Raw genomic sequence first — 18,719 nt, 5'->3', positions numbered from 1 at the left:
GCCGTTACTCGTTATTGATTTTACCGGCTTGCTTTACTTGGGCATTCTGAATATTCAGTCCATTTTCCTTAGCAATGCTCAAAATCCGATCCGGGTTACTAAGTTCTTTCACCTGATAAGCAAGATTTTCATTGAGAGACTCCTGTTGCTGAATCTCTTGCTCTAAACCGCGAATATCACGGTTGATGGTATCTGTTTGTGCAGATGTCTGAACTAAGAACACCGATGCTGCAAGCACTGCAGTCGTTGCAAACGAATAGAGGAACTTCTCCCCTGTACTAATCCACTTCTTCTTTTTATGTACCTTTACTTTGGCCTGTTTTTGTCTCTCAGGCTGCTGTAAAGGCTGCTGTTTTCTAATCTGTTCAGCACTCATGTTTGTTTCCACCCTTCGTTAAATTCAAATTCCTTATTCCAAGGTTTGACTTTCTCGACAATCCTCAGTTTCGCAGAACGTGAACGACGATTCTCCTCAAGCTCTGACTCATCAGCTACAATAGGCTTTCGGCTGACCAATTGAAAAGGTGGCTGTTTATCTTCCGGGATCATCGGGATGTTTTTCGGTAATGGAGGATTAGTACTCCACTTTTTGAACGCCTGCTTGCACAAACGATCCTCCAGGGAGTGGAAAGTGATAACAGCAATGCGTCCACCGACCCCAACCACTCTAGCCGCCTGATGAAGACTGTCCTGAAAAGCTCCAAGCTCATCGTTGACGGCAATACGGATGGCCTGGAAAACCCTTTTACCAGGGTGGCCGCCTTTCCTTCGTGCGGGAGCAGGAATCCCTTCCTTGATGAGTTCAACCAGTTCTCCTGTCGTTTCAATGGTTTTCTCTTCTCTTGCAGCTTCAATCTTTCTTGCGATTTGTTTCGAAAATTTCTCTTCCCCGTATTTGAAGAAAATGCGAACGAGATCCTCATAGGGCCATTCATTGACTACTTCTTTCGCACTGAGTTCTGCTTCCTGGTTCATCCGCATGTCAAGCGGAGCATCCTGATGATAGCTGAATCCTCGCTCTTCGACATCCAATTGGGGACTGGAAACGCCAAGGTCATAAATAATACCATCGACATCCGTTACCTCAAGTTCTGCTAATTTCTCTTCCAATTGACGGAAGTTCGCATGGACGAAAATAATACGGTCCTCGTAATCTTTCAGTCGATCCTTTGCAGCTTTCAATGCAATCTCATCCTGATCGAAAGAAATTAATCGACCTTTCCCTTTCAAGGCTTTGGCAATCGCTTCGGAATGCCCCCCACCTCCTAAGGTACAGTCGACATAAGTACCTTCTGGGTCCAAATCTAAATGTTGTATCGTTTCACTTTTTAGTACACTGTAATGTTCAAACATGGTTTCACTCGTTTCTATCGATCAGATATCAAAATCCAACATATTTTCTGCTATTTCTGAGAAGGACTCTTCTGATGCCTCGAAATAACTTTCCCATTCATCATGACTCCAAAACTCAATCCGATTGGATACGCCAATGACGACACATTCTTTTTCCAGTGATGCATACTTCCTGAGAGGTTGTGGAATGTTGATTCTTCCTTGCTTGTCCACTTCACATTCAACAGCTCCAGAAAAGAAAAACCGGGTAAAAGCGCGGGCATCTTTTTTTGTTAAGGGGAGTTTTTTCAGCTTCTCTTCAAGCAGCTTCCACTCGTTCATAGGATAAGCAAACAGACACTGATCTAAACCTCTTGTGAGGACAAAGCTGTCACCAAGGTCCGGGCGGAATTTCGAGGGTACGATGATCCGTCCTTTTGTATCAATGTTGTGTTGAAATTCACCCATGAACATAGAGTTTCCCCACCTTCTAATTTCACCTTACCACATCGCCCCACTTTTCTCCACTTACTTTTTTATCATTCTCTTTACATGAAAAAAATCCTGCCCGTGAAGGCAAGATTTTAAAGGGTTTAATCATATTTTTTTGTGGTGGGGGATGGTGGAGGACCTTCCCTACAAATATACGACATAATGATCGTTTCTAAAGCTCAGATGGTGTCTGTTCATCTGCTGAAAAACCGTCTCTCCGTAGTTATTCACCCATGGGACGATGCTCCACATCCTCTCCTGCAGACCACCACCAGGATGAAGTGTCCATTCCATGTTCTCAAATTGATCCATTTCATGTTGATGTTGTGATTCCATCGATTTGTGGAGACGTTTCTCCAGGAAGTCGATGTTTTCCAAAATGTATTCCAGATTCTTCTCTGCCAGTTGGCCGAGATCTGCACCGAGGGCAGCAGATTTTTCCCGAAGGGGCGCATGGACGGTGTCAATTTCCTTCTTCACCTGTTCAGTTAGATGATGAATCTGAGGGGTGCTTTGAGAAGCAATCCAATTCATCTTCTTCTCTCTCACACCAGAGCGGATGGCTTCATCCGCAGGGATCTGAAACTTTTCCAACTGCTGACCTGTCTTCCTGTCAATCATTGTAAAAGATAAACGCGGAAGAACAGGCGGCATACACAAGCCTGCCGCTTCAAAAGCTGGCTTTAGAACTGACCAGTAATTGATTTCTCCCGGGCCTCCGATAAACGCGAGGACTGGAAAAAGAGCCTCCTGCATCAACGGCCTTGTGACTACATTATTACTGAGAAGCTCAGGCGTTTCTTCTGCAATCTTCAAGAGTTCTTCTTCTGATAGGACGACTTCATTGTTTTTCCCTCTATAATAGCCTTCCTCATCACGTACCAGGAGCACTCTTTCCCCTTCAAAACTGTAGAACAAGTGGGCATCACCCATCTCACTATCCAGAAGTGTCTCATATCCTTCCTGACGGTTTTTCTGCAAGATTGCATACACACCACTGGCTATTTCTCTATTCTTTTCAATCATCGTTGTGAAATAAGAAGTCTCCATCCGGCGCACTTCAGGGGCATGTGCATCAATTAAGACGAGTCCTTCATCAGGGAAAAGCTGATAAACAACTTTAGCAAAAAAGTCGCTGTAGGTGTCCGATTCTTTCAACAGCCTTTCCATTTCTTTGTAAAAGTCCTGCGTATGCTCTGTTTCCTTAACCATTGCAAAGACATCCTTCAGCCAGGCTGAAGCTTTTTGTTGATCAATGGTTATCTCCGAAACGGAAGCTTTAGTCTCTGGAGTATGGTCGATTGTTACCTTTTCCATTCCGCTTCCCTGTTTCATCATGATATGGTGAATCTCATCAAAATCATGATCCTCCCCAGCAATCCAAAAGACGGGGATCACTGGTTTACCCAGGTCTCTTTCCTTTTCCTTCGCAAGCTGCAGAACTGAAATGATTTTATGCACGGAATAGAGCGGTCCGGTCAGCAAGCCGGCCTGTTGACCGGCAATGACGACGACGCTCTCTTCATCTTTTATCTTTTCAATATTATCAAAGGTTTCTTCAGGAGCCTCCCACCGTCTATTCATATGATTCAGCACATTAGAAAGCTCAGTCCTTTGATACGTTTGATTCCTTAGTTCAGATAACCGGCGCTCCCAGGTAGATTCTTCAAAGGGGGGGTGGTTAAACCGATCAGCTATTCTTTCATAATCATTTTTATAGTCACGAAACAGCGTTTGTTTCGGTGCAAGTTCAATCGGTTCGATACGCATCTCTATACGACTCCTTTATAGGCAATAATTACATGATAAAATTATGTATCCTATTGTATTGTACAAAAAACCACCACAGACTTCACATTATCTGTTTGAAACCTCTTAATTCTGCAATAGCTCCCTTTAGTATGAAGACTCGGTTTCGAGATGTTTGTGAGGTGGGTTGGGACTGCGGGGGATGACTTGCTTTCTGCGGGAGCGCGGTGAGCCTCCTCCGACTGCGTCCTGTGGGGTCTCACCCTGCACTTTTTCCCTCGTAGATATCCGGTTCCGGCGCCTGCACACTTAAGTTAGGAGTCTCGCCATTCCCCTCCGCCCCTTTGCCTTATAAGTATCTCGAAACCACTTCCAGGAAAGGGGAAGCTTTTACTCCCAGGGAAAGTGATGCAATATGGATTCTCCCACCGTTATTCAGAACGATAAAGCCTGTAATAGAGCACTTTAACATTATAGATTCAAGATTTGTGACAGACACTCATACTAGGCAAAGGGGTTCGTTTCTCACCTTAATCGTATGTGGTGGTTGGGAAGCCCGCCACTCCCCCCACAGGAAAGCGAGTGGCTTCCAGGCAACCCCTGACGCTTAACTCAGACAACGAACCCTGGAAAGTCTCAAAACTGAGTCTTATACAAGACTGCCCTATATTTTAATAACTAGTGATAACATTAATTTATTGATAGGGACTTTCACATGGGTAAGCACAGCCTTTTCATTTGGGCTGTGCTTTTTTTATCTTTTATTATTTTATGTCGGACTGAAAAATTCATGTAAAAGCCTTCCCTCTTGCTCTAGGTGAAAAAGACTCTTGTTACAAGACCAAACGTACTCAATCCCATGTAAAATAGCATGAATAATAGAAAACTTACGCGCCAGAACCCTTTGAGTGCTCGGAAGAGACGGACTTCTTCGTTTATTTTGTATTGCGCGACCATCGAAATGCCTAAGAGGATCAAAAGGAAGACAATGATGAAGGGCAGAAAGCTGCGTTCAAACAAGACGACAAGCAGGACATGGACCGACATTATAAAAATAGGGGCGGTATAGTTCGCTGTGCGGTGCAGAGCCTTTAACTTATGCTTGCTCCATTTTCTGGCGCATAGATAGAAAACCACTAGGAAAGGAAGAGGCAGGGTAAGCAGAAACGCAATCGTGTACACAATCAGATTACTCATCGTTTTCGAACCCCCCTTTCATATTCGAGTGCATGGATCGCATGCACGACGAAATGATGGTAAGGAAGTGGTATTTTTCCATGATCAAGGATGTAGCCACTGATGCTGTCCACTTCTGTTAACCTGTGTTCGGTGATGTCCCTCAACATCGATGAATGATTTTCTCCTGTTGTTTCAGCGATTGTCTTCACTCTTTCCCATTCATCAAAAAAGGACAGGCCTAGAACGGAGCAAGCTTCTTCACACAACAAACGTGCCAGTTCATGTATGGATGGATTCGTGAGGATGGAGTGATTCGGTTGAGAGAATAATGCAGTGAGTGGATTAATCACCGTATTTATGATTAATTTACTCTTTAACATAGGCTCATAATCGGCTTTAAAAAAGACTGGAAAATGTGCAGTATGTAATTCTTTTGAAAGGGCTTGTCCATGAGCAGGTTCCATTCTCCTATAGACAGCTATTTGTATATTTCCCTTCCCTTTATGAACAACTTCGTTCGGCCCTTTGGCCAGTGCGCCGTGTTCCACGACACCAACACAACTTCTCAAACCGGATTGTGCTAGTTTCTCCAAATGTCCCATCCCGTTTTGAAGAAATACATAGGGCGCGTCAGCAGGAAGGTCTTGTTCAAGAAAACCATCCATCGCATGTTGTTTAATAGTTACCAACCATAAGTCGTATCCTTCTTTCATTTCTGTAACAAGATGCGCATAAACGGGTACAGGGCAGGGGAATTCTCCGCAGGTAATTCCTTCCGCTGCAAGGGCTGATCTTTGTTCTTCACTTTTTACAAACATATGGACTTCGTGATGTTCACCTAAATAGGCCCCTGCCAATAATCCTATAGATCCTGCCCCTATAATGCCTATTTTCATGTTTCTCTCCTCATTTCGTACTAATCTGCTTCACTATTGTAGCAGATTCCGAAACGATATTGCAGTCGATTCTTGTCCAATGTATTATTATTCATTTCATTCTGAAAATTTTTATATTATAATATGGATATAGACAGATATTTTGAAAGGGGATTCTTTCATGATGACAAAAACAAGAGTTCAACCTTTATTGGTCAACTATAAGACACTTGAAGAATTTAAGCGGTTCAAAGAATATGGGAACCAGGAACTTGCGATGCTCGAGGATTTAGAAAGCAATATCGTGGAAAACGACAGTGAGTCGCCGTTTTATGGAGTATATTATGGAAGCGCTTTAGTTGCGCGTATGAGTTTGTACAGAGTCAAAGCAAAATATGACCATTATTTTGATCCTTCCCAGGACTATCTGGAACTGTGGAAGCTTGAGGTTCTTCCAGACTATCGCGGGCTGGGCTACGGAAAAGCGCTCGTTGAATTTGCTAAAAGCTTTGATTTGCCGATCAAAACGAATCCTAGAATCAATTCTCATGGATTTTGGGAGAAGATGGGCTTTCAAAAAGCGAATTATGATGTAGAGCGTGACCTTGGTGAAAACCCTCTGATTTGGATGCCTTCAGGCGTGGAAGAAAGAGACATAAACGCATAAAATATGAATGAGGCCGCTACATAATGTTGTAGGGGCCTTTGTTTATGATGGGAAATGATATGAATGGCTGGTAAAAAGATCGTTCAAACACCACTCTCACTTTTTCGTTTTTCTCTTACCCAATGAACAAGTTTATCCATTTCATTCCACGCCGCTTCCCACTGTTTTAATTCTTCTCTAAGCTTCTCATTATCTTCGTTGAGTTTTTTCAGCTGGGTTTCTAAATTTTCTTTCCCATAATCCTCAAACTGCTTCGATCTCATTTCTTTCAAAAATGAGATGGCCGCATCCAAAGACATGGGTGCATCGTCCGAAGACTTAGAGGATGAATAAATCGTTCGTGTGGCTTTCCGGCTGTTTTTCGCTTCCTGGATCTCTTTTTGATATTCTTTCCTTACAGTCGCATTCCATCTGAACCCACATGCAGCAGGCGTCCTGTGCAATTGTTCAGCCACTTCCTGGAAGGCTTCCAACTGGGTCTTCCCTTCACGAATGTGTTTCAGTACCGTCGTTGCCAACAACAGATCTTCCTCGTCCTTCCAGGCATCTTGTCTTGGGGCATCCATAGCATCCCTCCTCTATCGTTTGCTTATAGTTATGCAGGAGGAATGATTGATAGAATCGCATTTCTCATCTTTTTCTCTTAGCTTCAAAGTTTCGAACCGCTTCTTTATGCTCATCGGATTCCCATAACAAGGAGCATTGCCTGACCTCCCCATCCATACGTTCAGACAGCGTTTGGAAATCCATGTGATCCATGTACTGCTTCTTAAAAATTTTCATTTGTTCTGGGGTTTTGTTGATAAAAGAGGCGAAAATCTCTTCGTTCCAGTTTACCGTAATCATCTTATGTAACCATCCGATTCGATAGACTTGCTCTGCTGTGTACATGTCAGCATCCATTAACCAATGGGCAGCTACGTCATTGTTTACCCGCTGATATAAAAGTGTTCCTCCTCCCCAGCCAGGGATGATGCCTAAATTAGCTTGGACAAAGCCAAAGGAAGCCCACTCTGTTCCATATCTGAAATCACAGGCCGTCGCAATCTCACACCCTCCTCCTCTAGCTTGTCCGTTTAATACGGCAATCGTAGGGACAGGAAAAGTAGCCAGTTCATACAGAACTTCTTTCATCGGATGCAGCGTTGCGTATGCTTGTTCAGCATTCAATTCGCCATGAAGTTCACGCAAGTCTCCCCCTGCACAGAAAGCGCGATCCCCGGCACCTGTTACGACCAGGAATTTCAGCTTTTCTTCTTTCAACTCTTTAATTGCTTGATAAAACTCTTTAGTCATTTGTTTCGAAATGGCGTTCATCTTTTCCGGTCGGTTCAAAGTTAAAACCGCATACCCCTCTTTTTTCTCTACCAATATTAATTGTGACACTTTCTCCACCCCTTCCAATACTAATGTACCAAAAATTTATAGAATTTGTTCAACTATATGGCAGGATAGTTGAAGACTCAGTTTCGAGATGTTTTTTGTTTTTCATTCCGTTGCTGTTCTGCTTATGACGCGAGTGTCTGGACGATGGAGCAAGACGAACCTTTCCCCGGAGCTCATAGAATCATACAAACATCTCAAAACTGAGTCTTTAAGAAAAGGGATCGTTAATGGAAAATGGAAATAAAAAAAGACCTGACTGATGTCAGGTCTTTCTTTGATGAACTCTAAATTAGTCGTTCACCACTTGTTTTCCATTATATTGTCCACAAGATTTGCAAACATGGTGTGGTTTTGAGTACTCGCCACAGTTATCACACTGAACCATTCCTGGTGCGTGAAGTTTCTTGTGAGTACGACGTTGGTTTTTGACTTTCTTAGACGTTTTACGCTTAGGTACTGCCATGTTGTACACCTCCTTTAAGGGATTTCTGAGAACCATAACATATTGTTTTACTCGTTCTCTTCTTCATTTAATAATGATTGCAGTTTAGCCATTCGAGGATCCACTTTCTTTTCCTCTGGTTCCTCTGTAACCACCTGCCAGCCCTTCCCTTCCTGGGGGGCTGCTTCATGAGCCTCATCATCATTGGAAAAAACGCGAGTCGGAATCTCCAACTGTACATTTTCCTTGATATAAGGCGTTAAGTCAAGCACTTCTCCATTCACGGAATGAACTTCAGAGTCATCTTCTTCTGTATGGTAAGGTGACAGATTAAATGCCTCCAGAGCATCAATGTGAAATGGATAAGTCACATCAACTAACGTTCGGGCACAAGGCAACACCATTTCTCCATCAATTGAAAAAGTTACCGTTATATCATTTCCTCGAGTCATTGCTTGACCTTTGACATGAACAGGGGAAATCCTGCGAATGTCATTGTTCAGTTGTGCTAATTCGCGAATATCTACGTCATCCTCAAAGTAGAACGGCTCATCACCTGTCTGCTTGAGTTTTTGTAGAGGAAATTTCATAGTTATCACCTCATGGCAACAAGAGTTATTGTAAAAGGATTTCGCTGATTTGTCAATATTTTTTCTTTACAGCATATCCTTATTCTCGTGCGGTTTTAATAAGATTCTCATAATTCACGGTCAGGAATGCGAAATTTCCATAGTATCATGATAAAATAAACCAAACACTTGTTCAATAGTAAAGAATCAGATGGGAGGATCTTTTATGAAATCATGCGGAGTAGTTGTTGAATATAATCCTTTTCATAATGGACATCTTTATCATTTGGAAGAATCGAAAAAACATGCAGAAGCGGATTGCATGATCGCCATCATGAGCGGGAACTTTTTACAGCGTGGAGAGCCTGCTATCATCGATAAATGGCATCGGACAAAAGCCGCCCTTCATGGTGGTGCAGACCTTGTACTTGAGCTTCCTTTCCTTTATGCGGTTCAACACAGCGATTATTTCAGCCAGGGGGCTATCCAGACGCTTGCAGAAGTCGGAGTGGACAGCGTTTGTTTCGGGAGTGAAAACGGCAGGATCGCTGCATTCACAGAGGCCTTTGAGCATATGAACGAACACCAGGAAGAGTATGATGTGACCGTGAGAAGGTATTTGAACGAAGGATATGCCTATCCAGAGGCATCACGACTTGGGTATGAATCCATTGCTTTCCCCTCCGGTTCCATTGACCTGACTCAACCCAATAACATTCTTGGTTATAGTTACGTGAAACAACTTCTTACTTATGCACCTGATGTGGAACCACTAACCGTTTTACGTAAGAACAATCACTACCACGATGAAGAGATTCAAGGAAAAATTGCAAGCGCCACAAGTATTCGAAAAGAATTGTTCAAAGAAAGAGACATGACAGAGAAGGCTGAAAGTTCCCTTCCCCCCTCGACGGTCGATGTTTTACATCAATATAAAAACAACCTCGGACTCTGGCACGACTGGGAAGCTTACTTTCACCTGCTTCAATACAAAATCATGACCATGGAAGAAAGTACCCTCCGCTGTTTCCACGGTGTGGACGAAGGTTTGGAATATCGATTGAAAAGGACCGTCAAGGAGGCTGCAACGTTCCATCAGTTTATATCTTCCTTGAAGACAAAGAGGTACACGTGGACAAGACTTCAGCGAACCCTTGCCCATATCCTTGTAGGAACGGACAAACAAGAGGCTCGTGTCCTTTTAAGAGAAACCCCCCCTCCTTACGCAAGAATTCTCGGCATGTCGGATACCGGAAAAAAATATTTACGAAAGGTGAAAAAAGAAACCTCTATTCCGCTCATCACCCAACCCCAACAGTTGGATCATGAGATGTTGGACTTGGAATCGAGAGCTGCTGCTGCCTATTACAGTGTGTTAACTCCTGAACGTAGAGTGGAGCAACTGAAGAGGGAGTACGGTCCTCCTGTGATCCAAGCTTAAACGAAGCTTCATTTGTCTCCCTCTGGCATTACGGATGATTGGAACTTCCAGAAACCGAAAGATGAAGTCGAAGTGCAGGACGGCTGACACTTTATTATACTTCTCCATAGAATAATAAAAAACAGCCGCTCCCCCATAGGAACGGCTGTTTTCTTATACTTCCTTCTTCGGTTCTAAGTTTTGCAGATATTCTAAAGCATCCTGGAACGTATCCACAGGAACGACTTCCATATCAGTATCGATTTGTTCGGCTGTTTCTTTGGCGATTTGATAATTCGATCCTTCTCTTCCCTCTTCATTTGGAGCAAAGAAAACTTCAGCCCCATGATCAGAAGCGGCGACCACTTTTTTATCAATGCCCCCGATTCTGCCTACCTGGCCTTCATAGTTGATTTCTCCGGTACCTGCAATTTCATAACCTTTGGTGATATCAAGTTCTGTCAATTGATCATAAATTTCCAGGGAGAACATCAGCCCAGCACTTGGACCACCGATTTCACCACTTTTGACCTTGACTTCTGGTTTCACATCCACCGTTCGATCGGTCACAAGTGAAATACCGACACCGACTTTATCAGGATTGTCAGGGAAAGGGGCAAGTTCAAGCTCCCGTTCGATTGTTTCCTCATCTCTCACAATGGTGAGCATTACAGCCTCCCCTTCGCCCTTGTTGCTCACATAGTCGATCAGGTCGCTCGTTTCTTGAATGTCCTCGCCGTCGACCTTCACAATCTGGTCGCCGGTTTCTAAAATCTCTTCAGCCGGCATCCCTTCGATTACATTCATGACATAAACCCCTTCGTAGTTGATGTCAATTTCTTTGCCAGCTGCTTGATAGGCGACGACTTTGGAAGCTTCCTGAGAAGATTCCATCATTTGCAGTTGCGCATGAAAGTACTCTTCCTCCGATACCCCTTCCGGACGAATGTCTTCTAACGGGTAAATTTGATGGAATGGACGGACCTTTGCAAGGACCCATTGAATAGGTGTCGCTTGTCCACCACGAACGGTGACAAGGTGCATATCCCCTTCACTGTCGAAGCCGCCATCGACTTTGACAATGTCATTCAGCGCATCCGCTGTTCCCGGCTTATAAATATAATAAGGGAGGCGGAAGGCCCCCAGGAATGCCACGATAAGTACGGTTATGATTCCGGTGATAATCAGTTTACGATTTGCTTTCATTCGTCATTTGGCTCCTTCCACGCAGCGAGCTTCTTCTTTATTTCTTCTATGACTTCTTCCGCTGCTTTCTCCCCCGCCTCTACGATTTCCTGGATTTTGGTGAAAGCCCGGGAGCTGAACTTGGATACATCCGGTTTAATCATCACATCAGCATCAGAGGATACACCGATCGCTGTGACTAATTCATCCTGCATAATATCAATACTCTGCGTGATGACATCATAGATGGAATTGATGTTTGGATCGGAATCAAAATGCGCACAATCCACAGCAATAATAAATGTTGCCCCCATATCTTTCACTACAGAGACAGGAACACGGTCAATGACCCCTCCATCAATATAAAGACGATCATTAATTTTTTCAGGGACAAAAATCCCAGGAATCGCAATGCTGGCTCTGACCGCTTCACTGGCAGGACCTGTCGTAAAGATTTTTTTCTCTCCGGCATACAAGTCCGTTGCGACTATGGACATCGGTGTTTGAAAATCCTCGATGTTCTTACCGAATGTGAAAAGTCTGATGTATTCTTTAATTCTTTTCCCTGCCACAAACCCCATTTTGGGAACGGTGAAATCCAAATAATACTTTCGTTTGAACGTAAAGGCGAGTTTATACATATCTTCAATTCTTTGTCCGGCAGCAAAAAAAGAGCCGACGAGCGCCCCCATACTGCTTCCTGCGATGAAATCAACGGGAATATCATGTTCACGAAGGACCTTTAGAACACCCAAGTGGGCAAAACCCCGCGCCCCTCCAGAACCTAAAGCCAATCCGATCTTTGGTCTCGCCACTCGTCATTCCTCCTTCATACATGTGGTTTATTTTATGGAATAAACCATTCCCTTATGAGCGTACACATGGAATATAGACAACCTGTAAGTACGCGTCGAAATCTATACCCATTCTACTATTCCTATGATGAGAAGTACAGAAAACAGCCATGTCTAAGGAGGCGTTCTCGATTTCCAAATTGAAAACCGTCGCATTGACGCTCCTCGCTACGGCGCTTGCGATTTCCTTGATTCTATATCCACGTGATGCTCTATCCGCTAGTCTGCGGGGCCTTGATCTTTGGTGGGAAATTGTCTTCCCTTCTCTTTTACCTTTTTTTATCACGGCAGAATTTTTAATCGGCTTCGGTGTGGTACATGGGCTTGGAGCTCTTAGTGAACGGTTTATGAGACCATTGTTTAATGTACCTGGATGTGGTGGGTTTGTATGGGTAATGGGAATGGCAAGCGGCTATCCGTCTGGAGCGAAATGGACAGCTGACCTGCGGAAAAAAGGACAAGTGACCCGAGCTGAAGCTGAAAGACTTGTTGCTTTCACAAACGCTTCCAGTCCACTTTTCATTTTCGGGGCGATCGCTGTAGGATTCTTCCACGATGCCAGCCTTGGTGTCATCATTGCCATCGCCCATTATGGAGGAAATTTTTTAGTGGGCATAGGCATGCGTTATTATAAAAGAAATGATCAGGAAAGAAGCATGGACCGGGCTTCTGCTTCATGGAAAGATGCGTTCAGTAAGATGCACCAATCCCGATTAGATGATGGCCGGACACTGGGGAAATTGATGGGGGATGCGGTCACTCGATCTGTGGACACGCTTCTTATGGTCGGTGGATTTATCATGCTTTTTTCCGTACTCACGGAATTGTTAAAACAAACGGGTGCCATTCATATTTTTTCTCACCTGCTCTTCTATACAGGATTGCCGGAAACTTTCCATGTTCCTTTTACAGCTGGCATGTTGGAATTAACAACCGGCATTGGCGCGATTACCGAAACACATGAACCATTGCTCGCCCAGCTTTTGATTGTGAGCTTCATTCTCGGTTTTCATGGATTTTCAATTCAGGCTCAAATCGCAAGCATTCTCGCAGAAACCGACATTCGCTTCAAACCATATGCATTAGCTAGGATTGCTCATGGGATTGTTGCCGCTGGGCTTATTTATATACTGTATTTCGTCTACCGTCCCTTTCAGCAACAAAGCATGCCGATTTGGAACCCGAACGAGAACTTCACCACACCCATTCTCGAATTTTTCAATCATTATGGACCACCGATCACACTGCTCATGATCATGCTTATGATCGCAGTAAAATGGAATAGTGAGCGGAAAACCAAAAAACGATCTCTACGTGTGTAATCCGTAGAGATCGTTTTATTTCTTCTTAAAATTTCTCTGAAAGGGCCTTTTCTACAGGCGGTGGAACAAGGTCACTGATATTGGCTCGGTATTTTGCTACCTCTTTGACGATGCTGGAACTCAAGAAAGAATATTGATTGTTTGTCATCACGAAAAACGTTTCAATATCCTCATTCAGCTTCCTGTTCATGGACGTGATCTGCATTTCATATTCAAAATCACTCACAGCCCTCAAACCTCGAATGATGGCATGAGCCCCTTTTTCCTCAGCATAATCCATCAAGAGCCCACTGCAGGCATCTACGGAAACATTGTCCATGTCTTTGGTTACTTCTTCCAATAATTTCGTACGTTCGTTCACATCAAATAGAGGAGCTTTACTCTGATTGTTAAAAACCGCTACGATGACGTGATCGAAGACTTTGGCCCCTCTGCGGATAATATCCAAATGTCCATATGTAACGGGATCAAAACTTCCCGGGCAAATCGCAATACGTGTCATACCCTTCTCTCCTTACTCAAAAATCGATACACCGATATTACTCCCATAATGATCAGTTTTCATACGCTTCAAACGTCCTACTTCTTCAGGGATTACTTCTGAAGCATCGTGTTCACAAACGATGATTGCCTGTTCTCCCACCAGTTCAAATTCTAAAAGCGCTTCCATTAAGTCCTGATATGAGAACTTCTTATAGGGTGGATCCAGGAAAATATAATCAAATGTCAATCCCCGTTTTCCAGCTGCCTTGATGGCTCGCATAGCATCGGTTTTGAAAACTTCTGTCCGCTCATTGATATCGAGCGTTTTTATATTTTCATAAATGGTCTGAATCGCTTTTTGCTGTTGATCGACGAACACACACGATTCCACACCACGACTTAAAGCTTCGATTCCAAGACCACCACTTCCAGCAAACAGATCCAGCGCTTTACCGCCCTCGAAAAAAGGTCCAATTCCATGAAAGACCGCTTCCTTCACCTTATCTGTCGTCGGTCTGGTTTTATGCGTAGGGACAGATTTCAATGGACGTCCCTTAAATTCACCAGCAATCACTCGCATCCTGTACACCTCACTTGTCATCATTCCCCATAATCCTACCACAAAACAAACACTGCAGGGAAGTTCTAAAGCGGAAGTGCCTTGGGCAGCCCCGACAAGCTTAAGAACAAACGTGCAGTGAAGCGTCCTTTTTCACGGAACGTTTGAGCTTAAGACCTCGAGGGGCTAGGCACTGGAGCTGGATGGTATAGGGTGTGGAAGTGCCCCGGTAGACACGACAAGCATAAGCAAAGCTGCGTAGTAGGGCTCTTTCCCACAGAGCAGAATTGCTTATGTCTCGAGTGTCTGGGCACTGGAACCGGATTGACAGGGTGTAGAAGTGCGCGGGCAGAACACGCCAACCTGGTTTCTCGAACATTTTTTTCAATTCAATGAATAAGGTGGTTCACCAAGGTACATACTAGCACTTGAAGCGGATGATACTGCTTCTGAAAACGGAGAAGGCTTACATCCCCATAAGCTCTTCCTCCGGTTTCTCCTCTCCCTTTACTTTTTTGTTTCATCTCTGATGATACAGAAAAGCAGGGTCGCCCGTGATGGGCGACCCTATTTTTTTGCGATTATTTCCAGCGGGTCGTGAGGTTCATATCAAATAACTCCTGAAGGTCCTGCCCTTTTATATATGGAGTATCTTCTACCATGATTAATAAATCCTCCCCCATCCCGAAGCTCTCTTTATTGACGACAAACGTCGGTTGATCGACATAAAATACATACTCTTTTCCGGGAACTTCTACACGATAAACCGACCTTTGTTCTATTTCCGTAAGTTCAAAACCCATTCTACGACTGATATCAGTTAAGGAAAGATATGCTGAGCCATGATAATGAATGAAGTGGTCAGTGACTAACTGATCATCCTTAAAGACACGCTGTGCTTCTGCGTAGTGCAGTTTATCTTTTGTGGGCGCCTTATAGTTTTGGAAATAGGAGATATCTGTTCCAAATACACCGGATAGCTCTTCATCAAGAAATACTCCTAAATCATCTATATTTTCGGCTTGAAGCAGACGTATTTCCCACTCCTCCAGCTCTTCATCCGACAGCGATGCGTCTATTTCCTTCGCCATTTTTGTTTTCTTTTTTGTAAAAACATCTTTTAGAATCTTTATCTCCCAAGGATTTTCCTCTGCGGTGACTTTTCTCAAATGTTCCAATACGTATTCCACCCGCATCCCCATAACATCTCTTCCTTCAACCTCCATAAGTTTCTCGGATACTTTAGTAGAGGGCTGATCAAGCTGAATCAAAACGGAATCAGTCAACGCCAGAAAATTTCGCAACTCCTGTTTGACTTCGTCAGAAAGCTCTGTCCCTGTTTTATATGTAACTAAACTGTCTTCTTCCTCCCATGAGGAGATTCCGTCTTTTCTTGTGAGAGGCAGTGATTCGTCCAAGGAAGAGAACTTGTAATAGCGAAGGTTCTCCATCTGAATATCACTTTTCTTTTCGGCAGGTACAAGCCATGGGTTTTTCATGGCATCAAAATCCTGAATGGTCAATGAAAAGGGAAGCTGCATCACACGGCCCTCTTTTTTCAACACTAACATCCAGTCGTTGATGACCTCATTCTCAGGCATTGGTATTGTATAACCAACAAGAACTTCCCCTTCCTTCTCTAAGATCATTTCTGGAGTTTCTTGATTAGTTATACGACATGTTCCCCCTTGTTGCGAACAGACCATTGCTGTTGCTTTTTCCGGCGTCTCGAGCGTGTAGATCCCTGCTTTTAAATGTTCATATGTATAGCCAAACTGGAGCTTATTCTCCTTGACAGTCATGGAAACGCCCAAATTTGAATGTATATTGCCATCTTGGCTACCCGCTTCTGCTCGGTCCCAATGATAAAGGAGCATGAGGGTGGACACACTGAGAAGTAAAGTAAACGGAATCCATAAGAGCTTCATCCTTCTCCCCTCCTTTTCCAATTTACATGCACAAGCTTTCGTGCTACCTTTAATTTGATTGTTTAATAGACTGCTCTCTTATATCTCAATGTTTATTGCAGATAAGCTCCCGATTGTAGAAGACTCAGTTTCAGATGCTTCCGGGTTTCGTTGCCTGGTTGAGCGTTAGGGTGGCTTGGAAGCAACTCGCTTTCCAACCACCCCATTCCATGTAAGGGAGATCCGAACCCCTATACCGAGAGAGAGTTCTGCCACTCTCCCCCTCCTAAGCAGGCTTAAAGCGCTCTGTTTCAAGCATTTACGATCTTAAAGCCCTTGAGGGAGAATTAATATAATCCACTTCTCACAGTCATACAAGCTGATTTTTTTAAGTGGTTTCGAGACTCTGATATAGCAAAGGGGCATAGGGGAATGGCGAGACTCCTGCGGGAAAAAAGTGCAGGGTGAGACCCCGCAGGACGCAGTCCGAGGAGGCTCACCGCGCTCCCGCGGAAAGCGAGTTATTCCCTGCAGCCCCATCCACTCAATAAACATCTCGAAACTGAGTCTTTAACTACCCTGCCATATACTTGAATAACTAATAATCAATGAATATTAGAACTGATTAGAAAGGATGTACATATCTATGATACAAAAATTTATTGAACTTGGCGAAGGCTATGCGGATATTTATGAACTCATCGACCTCGGGACGCGGATGCCTGAACGGATCCAGCATGCCATCGCTTTTTACAGTGAAAAAAACGGCGAACCGGTCGCTTCCTTATCTTTAGTGATGAAACCTGCGCATCATGATAAATTCCAGCCGATTTATATTTGCAGGGAAGGCATCCCCAACCCGCACGAAAAGCCGAATCAACGCTTTGAGATGTATAAAGATATGGTCGAGCAGGCAGGAAAGGAAATCGCAGAATTCACTATTAAACCTTCCAACCTTTTTCCTGAGACCGAACTTTTTTATCAGCATTTAATTGGAATTCTACGAATGAATAAATTCATTGCACCACTAAGCTGAAACAGGTTCACCCTGTACTTTACACAATCAAAAAAAGCGTCCGCTTTAGAGCGGACGCTTTTTTTGTGAAGTCAGATACCCATCTTATAATCGTACTGTTTGGCTTTGTCCGGCTTCGCTCCTTCATATTCCGTGCGAACATCCGGTTTATAGGAAGGCACAACACGGGAAACGAAAGGTAAGCGTTCAAGTTTTTCCATTTTAAACTCGATATCTTCCTGATTCACATACAATAAGGCATACTTCATTTTTTTAGATGCGTGGATCAAATGTCCATGTTTCTTAATCTGTCTGATGTTTTTCATATGTTGAAAATATACGATTAGTCCTTGTCGTTTAGTTCGGATCATTGTTTGACTCTACTCCCCATCGAACATAATAGATTAACGTCAGTTTACCAAATATCCCCGCTTACGGCAATGAGGAGGTTGGTGTTCATGCTCACAGACCATGAACGGGCATCCCTTGTTTTTGAAGAGCTCTTACAAAAATCGGATAAAATCAATGGGGTGGTTTTAAAAAAGGTCGCGGGAATCCCTTTCGTCTATCTTCAACCGGAAGAAGGGACGACAAAAAAAGATATAGAAGAAATTTTAAAGTGGTGTGCATCTAAAGCGATGAAAGGAAAACGCCTGACCCTTGCGATGAGCTATGTACGCAAGAATCAGGCGCTCTATGTTTATCGCGTCCGCTTTTTAGTTCCCCAGCGTAAAATGTTCTGCTGTGGGAACTTATGCGACGACTGTATTCGTTTTACTGATCCTTAAGATGCGCAACCACAGCTGCCGCCACTTCCGCATCCGCCACTGCAACCTGTGTCGGTAAGGGCCATGCCATTTTTCGGCACTTTGATTTGCTCACTTACACTGAAAGCTACACTTTCGCTGATTTCATCCAGCAGTTTCTGGATATTTCGTTCAGCTTTTTTAAAGTGGGCTACCGTTTCATGCATGTCCATCTCTCTTTTTACGGAGCGGACTTTTTTCATGATGGTATTGTAATCAGGATGATAACGGCCAAAACGCTGCACATCCTCATAGTGTTCTTTCATGTCTGCAAAGCTTTTAATGAGCCTTTGCGCCTCTTTATCATTCTCAAGAGCTGTCTTAGCGTCCTGGTATTCTTGCATGGTCTCTGAATGCATGACCATCTGCCCAATTGATTCTGAGTGGTCCAGCAGATCGACAATCTCCATTGTAGCTAGCATAGTACATGTCCACCTCCATCTTCTATCTTATCAAATAGGAAAGCAGATGGAAATG

At 43.7% G+C, this 18,719-nt stretch carries 22 protein-coding genes; 5 read left to right on the top strand and 17 right to left on the bottom strand.

Annotated elements, in window-relative coordinates; all coding sequences use genetic code 11:
* Window positions 1-4 precede the first annotated feature (4 nt).
* The 6 genes from ftsL to J0K78_RS00610 all read right to left on the bottom strand — a co-directional run bounded on the left by ftsL (window position 5) and on the right by J0K78_RS00610 (window position 5,648).
* Window positions 5-376: a cell division protein FtsL gene (gene ftsL, locus J0K78_RS00635; RefSeq protein ID WP_146818696.1), complete on the bottom strand. Its 372-nt coding sequence runs from the start codon at window positions 374-376 to the stop codon at window positions 5-7.
* Window positions 373-1,353, bottom strand: a complete 981-nt coding sequence (rsmH, locus tag J0K78_RS00630) for a 16S rRNA (cytosine(1402)-N(4))-methyltransferase RsmH (RefSeq protein ID WP_160913030.1) — start codon at window positions 1,351-1,353, stop codon at window positions 373-375. Before rsmH ends, ftsL begins: the two co-directional genes overlap by 4 nt.
* A 21-nt stretch (window positions 1,354-1,374) precedes the next feature.
* Window positions 1,375-1,806 carry a division/cell wall cluster transcriptional repressor MraZ gene (mraZ, locus tag J0K78_RS00625; RefSeq protein WP_089652804.1) on the bottom strand — a complete coding sequence of 144 codons (432 nt, stop codon included), beginning with the start codon at window positions 1,804-1,806 and terminating at the stop codon, window positions 1,375-1,377.
* 162 nt (window positions 1,807-1,968) lie between these two features.
* Window positions 1,969-3,594: a bacillithiol biosynthesis cysteine-adding enzyme BshC gene (gene bshC / locus J0K78_RS00620; protein WP_206944971.1), complete on the bottom strand. Its 1,626-nt coding sequence runs from the start codon at window positions 3,592-3,594 to the stop codon at window positions 1,969-1,971.
* Window positions 3,595-4,386: 792 nt separating this feature from the next.
* Window positions 4,387-4,770 (bottom strand): DUF3397 domain-containing protein, encoded by a 384-nt coding sequence (locus J0K78_RS00615; protein ID WP_206944970.1) that lies wholly within the window; start codon window positions 4,768-4,770, stop codon window positions 4,387-4,389.
* Entirely contained in the window at window positions 4,767-5,648 is an 882-nt protein-coding gene (locus J0K78_RS00610; protein WP_206944969.1) for a 2-dehydropantoate 2-reductase, read from the bottom strand. The genes J0K78_RS00615 and J0K78_RS00610 overlap by 4 nt, the downstream gene beginning before the upstream one ends.
* Before the next feature lie 160 nt (window positions 5,649-5,808).
* Here J0K78_RS00610 and J0K78_RS00605 point away from each other — a divergent pair, with 160 nt between their 5' ends.
* Window positions 5,809-6,294, top strand: a complete 486-nt coding sequence (locus tag J0K78_RS00605) for an N-acetyltransferase (RefSeq protein WP_160913022.1) — start codon at window positions 5,809-5,811, stop codon at window positions 6,292-6,294.
* A gap of 83 nt (window positions 6,295-6,377) precedes the next feature.
* Here the strand turns inward: J0K78_RS00605 and J0K78_RS00600 are convergent, their stop codons facing one another.
* From J0K78_RS00600 to J0K78_RS00585, 4 genes are all read right to left on the bottom strand, one after another.
* Window positions 6,378-6,860, bottom strand: coding sequence for an RsfA family transcriptional regulator (locus J0K78_RS00600; RefSeq protein WP_146818688.1), 483 nt, complete (start codon window positions 6,858-6,860; stop codon window positions 6,378-6,380).
* A gap of 64 nt (window positions 6,861-6,924) precedes the next feature.
* Window positions 6,925-7,680, bottom strand: a complete 756-nt coding sequence (locus J0K78_RS00595; RefSeq protein ID WP_206944968.1) for an enoyl-CoA hydratase/isomerase family protein — start codon at window positions 7,678-7,680, stop codon at window positions 6,925-6,927.
* Between the two features lie 289 nt (window positions 7,681-7,969).
* On the bottom strand, window positions 7,970-8,143 hold the full coding sequence (gene rpmF, locus J0K78_RS00590) for a 50S ribosomal protein L32 (protein ID WP_035505553.1): 174 nt from the start codon (window positions 8,141-8,143) through the stop codon (window positions 7,970-7,972).
* Window positions 8,144-8,190: 47 nt separating this feature from the next.
* Complete coding sequence (locus J0K78_RS00585; RefSeq protein WP_160913018.1) at window positions 8,191-8,712, bottom strand: YceD family protein; 522 nt, start codon at window positions 8,710-8,712, stop codon at window positions 8,191-8,193.
* Between the two features lie 205 nt (window positions 8,713-8,917).
* Here J0K78_RS00585 and J0K78_RS00580 point away from each other — a divergent pair, with 205 nt between their 5' ends.
* The gene (locus tag J0K78_RS00580; RefSeq protein WP_206944967.1) at window positions 8,918-10,132 is read left to right on the top strand and encodes a nucleotidyltransferase; all 1,215 of its coding nucleotides are present in this window, start codon (window positions 8,918-8,920) and stop codon (window positions 10,130-10,132) included.
* A 153-nt stretch (window positions 10,133-10,285) separates the two neighbouring features.
* Here the strand turns inward: J0K78_RS00580 and J0K78_RS00575 are convergent, their stop codons facing one another.
* Window positions 10,286-11,317 (bottom strand): SepM family pheromone-processing serine protease, encoded by a 1,032-nt coding sequence (locus tag J0K78_RS00575; protein WP_206944966.1) that lies wholly within the window; start codon window positions 11,315-11,317, stop codon window positions 10,286-10,288.
* Window positions 11,314-12,111, bottom strand: coding sequence for a patatin-like phospholipase family protein (locus J0K78_RS00570; protein ID WP_206944965.1), 798 nt, complete (start codon window positions 12,109-12,111; stop codon window positions 11,314-11,316). Before J0K78_RS00570 ends, J0K78_RS00575 begins: the two co-directional genes overlap by 4 nt.
* A 149-nt stretch (window positions 12,112-12,260) precedes the next feature.
* Here J0K78_RS00570 and ylbJ point away from each other — a divergent pair, with 149 nt between their 5' ends.
* Window positions 12,261-13,472 carry a sporulation integral membrane protein YlbJ gene (gene ylbJ, locus J0K78_RS00565; protein WP_242517672.1) on the top strand — a complete coding sequence of 404 codons (1,212 nt, stop codon included), beginning with the start codon at window positions 12,261-12,263 and terminating at the stop codon, window positions 13,470-13,472.
* A 25-nt stretch (window positions 13,473-13,497) separates the two neighbouring features.
* On the opposite strand, the gene coaD is transcribed toward ylbJ, so the two are convergent.
* From coaD to J0K78_RS00550, 3 genes are all read right to left on the bottom strand, one after another.
* The gene (gene coaD / locus J0K78_RS00560) at window positions 13,498-13,974 is read right to left on the bottom strand and encodes a pantetheine-phosphate adenylyltransferase (protein WP_160913009.1); all 477 of its coding nucleotides are present in this window, start codon (window positions 13,972-13,974) and stop codon (window positions 13,498-13,500) included.
* A 12-nt stretch (window positions 13,975-13,986) separates the two neighbouring features.
* Entirely contained in the window at window positions 13,987-14,535 is a 549-nt protein-coding gene (rsmD, locus tag J0K78_RS00555; RefSeq protein WP_242517706.1) for a 16S rRNA (guanine(966)-N(2))-methyltransferase RsmD, read from the bottom strand.
* Window positions 14,536-15,095: 560 nt separating this feature from the next.
* The gene (locus J0K78_RS00550; RefSeq protein ID WP_206944964.1) at window positions 15,096-16,442 is read right to left on the bottom strand and encodes a hypothetical protein; all 1,347 of its coding nucleotides are present in this window, start codon (window positions 16,440-16,442) and stop codon (window positions 15,096-15,098) included.
* 625 nt (window positions 16,443-17,067) lie between these two features.
* On the opposite strand from J0K78_RS00550, the gene J0K78_RS00545 reads away from it, so the two are divergent.
* Window positions 17,068-17,457, top strand: a complete 390-nt coding sequence (locus tag J0K78_RS00545; RefSeq protein WP_160913005.1) for a DUF7147 family protein — start codon at window positions 17,068-17,070, stop codon at window positions 17,455-17,457.
* Window positions 17,458-17,528: 71 nt separating this feature from the next.
* Here J0K78_RS00545 and J0K78_RS00540 read toward each other — a convergent pair whose 3' ends face one another.
* Window positions 17,529-17,807: a YlbG family protein gene (locus J0K78_RS00540; RefSeq protein ID WP_202412414.1), complete on the bottom strand. Its 279-nt coding sequence runs from the start codon at window positions 17,805-17,807 to the stop codon at window positions 17,529-17,531.
* Window positions 17,808-17,894: 87 nt separating this feature from the next.
* Between J0K78_RS00540 and J0K78_RS00535 the strand changes: the two genes are divergently transcribed.
* Complete coding sequence (locus tag J0K78_RS00535; protein ID WP_160913003.1) at window positions 17,895-18,224, top strand: hypothetical protein; 330 nt, start codon at window positions 17,895-17,897, stop codon at window positions 18,222-18,224.
* Here the strand turns inward: J0K78_RS00535 and J0K78_RS00530 are convergent.
* A complete protein-coding gene (locus J0K78_RS00530) occupies window positions 18,221-18,664 on the bottom strand; it encodes a YlbF/YmcA family competence regulator (RefSeq protein WP_206944963.1) in 444 nt (147 codons plus the stop codon). The genes J0K78_RS00535 and J0K78_RS00530 overlap by 4 nt on opposite strands.
* Window positions 18,665-18,719 lie beyond the last annotated feature (55 nt).

Source organism: Halobacillus sp. GSS1, from assembly GCF_017307035.1.
In the GTDB taxonomy this organism is placed as follows: domain Bacteria; phylum Bacillota; class Bacilli; order Bacillales; family Halobacillaceae; genus Halobacillus; species Halobacillus litoralis.
Note: the sequence above shows the minus strand (reverse complement) of the source record. Positions and strands in the feature narration are given on the sequence as shown.

What these genes read in the sequence shown, in the direction of transcription:
- ftsL (WP_146818696.1), bottom strand. Translation starts at nt 376, where the DNA reads ATGAGTGCTGAACAGATTAGAAAACAGCAGCCTTTACAGCAGCCTGAG.
- rsmH (WP_160913030.1), bottom strand. Translation starts at nt 1,353, where the DNA reads ATGTTTGAACATTACAGTGTACTAAAAAGTGAAACGATACAACATTTA.
- mraZ (WP_089652804.1), bottom strand. Translation starts at nt 1,806, where the DNA reads ATGTTCATGGGTGAATTTCAACACAACATTGATACAAAAGGACGGATC.
- bshC (WP_206944971.1), bottom strand. Translation starts at nt 3,594, where the DNA reads ATGCGTATCGAACCGATTGAACTTGCACCGAAACAAACGCTGTTTCGT.
- J0K78_RS00615 (WP_206944970.1), bottom strand. Translation starts at nt 4,770, where the DNA reads ATGAGTAATCTGATTGTGTACACGATTGCGTTTCTGCTTACCCTGCCT.
- J0K78_RS00610 (WP_206944969.1), bottom strand. Translation starts at nt 5,648, where the DNA reads ATGAAAATAGGCATTATAGGGGCAGGATCTATAGGATTATTGGCAGGG.
- J0K78_RS00605 (WP_160913022.1), top strand. Translation starts at nt 5,809, where the DNA reads ATGATGACAAAAACAAGAGTTCAACCTTTATTGGTCAACTATAAGACA.
- J0K78_RS00600 (WP_146818688.1), bottom strand. Translation starts at nt 6,860, where the DNA reads ATGGATGCCCCAAGACAAGATGCCTGGAAGGACGAGGAAGATCTGTTG.
- rpmF (WP_035505553.1), bottom strand. Translation starts at nt 8,143, where the DNA reads ATGGCAGTACCTAAGCGTAAAACGTCTAAGAAAGTCAAAAACCAACGT.
- J0K78_RS00585 (WP_160913018.1), bottom strand. Translation starts at nt 8,712, where the DNA reads ATGAAATTTCCTCTACAAAAACTCAAGCAGACAGGTGATGAGCCGTTC.
- J0K78_RS00580 (WP_206944967.1), top strand. Translation starts at nt 8,918, where the DNA reads ATGAAATCATGCGGAGTAGTTGTTGAATATAATCCTTTTCATAATGGA.
- J0K78_RS00575 (WP_206944966.1), bottom strand. Translation starts at nt 11,317, where the DNA reads ATGAAAGCAAATCGTAAACTGATTATCACCGGAATCATAACCGTACTT.
- ylbJ (WP_242517672.1), top strand. Translation starts at nt 12,261, where the DNA reads ATGTCTAAGGAGGCGTTCTCGATTTCCAAATTGAAAACCGTCGCATTG.
- coaD (WP_160913009.1), bottom strand. Translation starts at nt 13,974, where the DNA reads ATGACACGTATTGCGATTTGCCCGGGAAGTTTTGATCCCGTTACATAT.
- rsmD (WP_242517706.1), bottom strand. Translation starts at nt 14,535, where the DNA reads ATGCGAGTGATTGCTGGTGAATTTAAGGGACGTCCATTGAAATCTGTC.
- J0K78_RS00550 (WP_206944964.1), bottom strand. Translation starts at nt 16,442, where the DNA reads ATGAAGCTCTTATGGATTCCGTTTACTTTACTTCTCAGTGTGTCCACC.
- J0K78_RS00545 (WP_160913005.1), top strand. Translation starts at nt 17,068, where the DNA reads ATGATACAAAAATTTATTGAACTTGGCGAAGGCTATGCGGATATTTAT.
- J0K78_RS00540 (WP_202412414.1), bottom strand. Translation starts at nt 17,807, where the DNA reads ATGATCCGAACTAAACGACAAGGACTAATCGTATATTTTCAACATATG.
- J0K78_RS00535 (WP_160913003.1), top strand. Translation starts at nt 17,895, where the DNA reads ATGCTCACAGACCATGAACGGGCATCCCTTGTTTTTGAAGAGCTCTTA.
- J0K78_RS00530 (WP_206944963.1), bottom strand. Translation starts at nt 18,664, where the DNA reads ATGCTAGCTACAATGGAGATTGTCGATCTGCTGGACCACTCAGAATCA.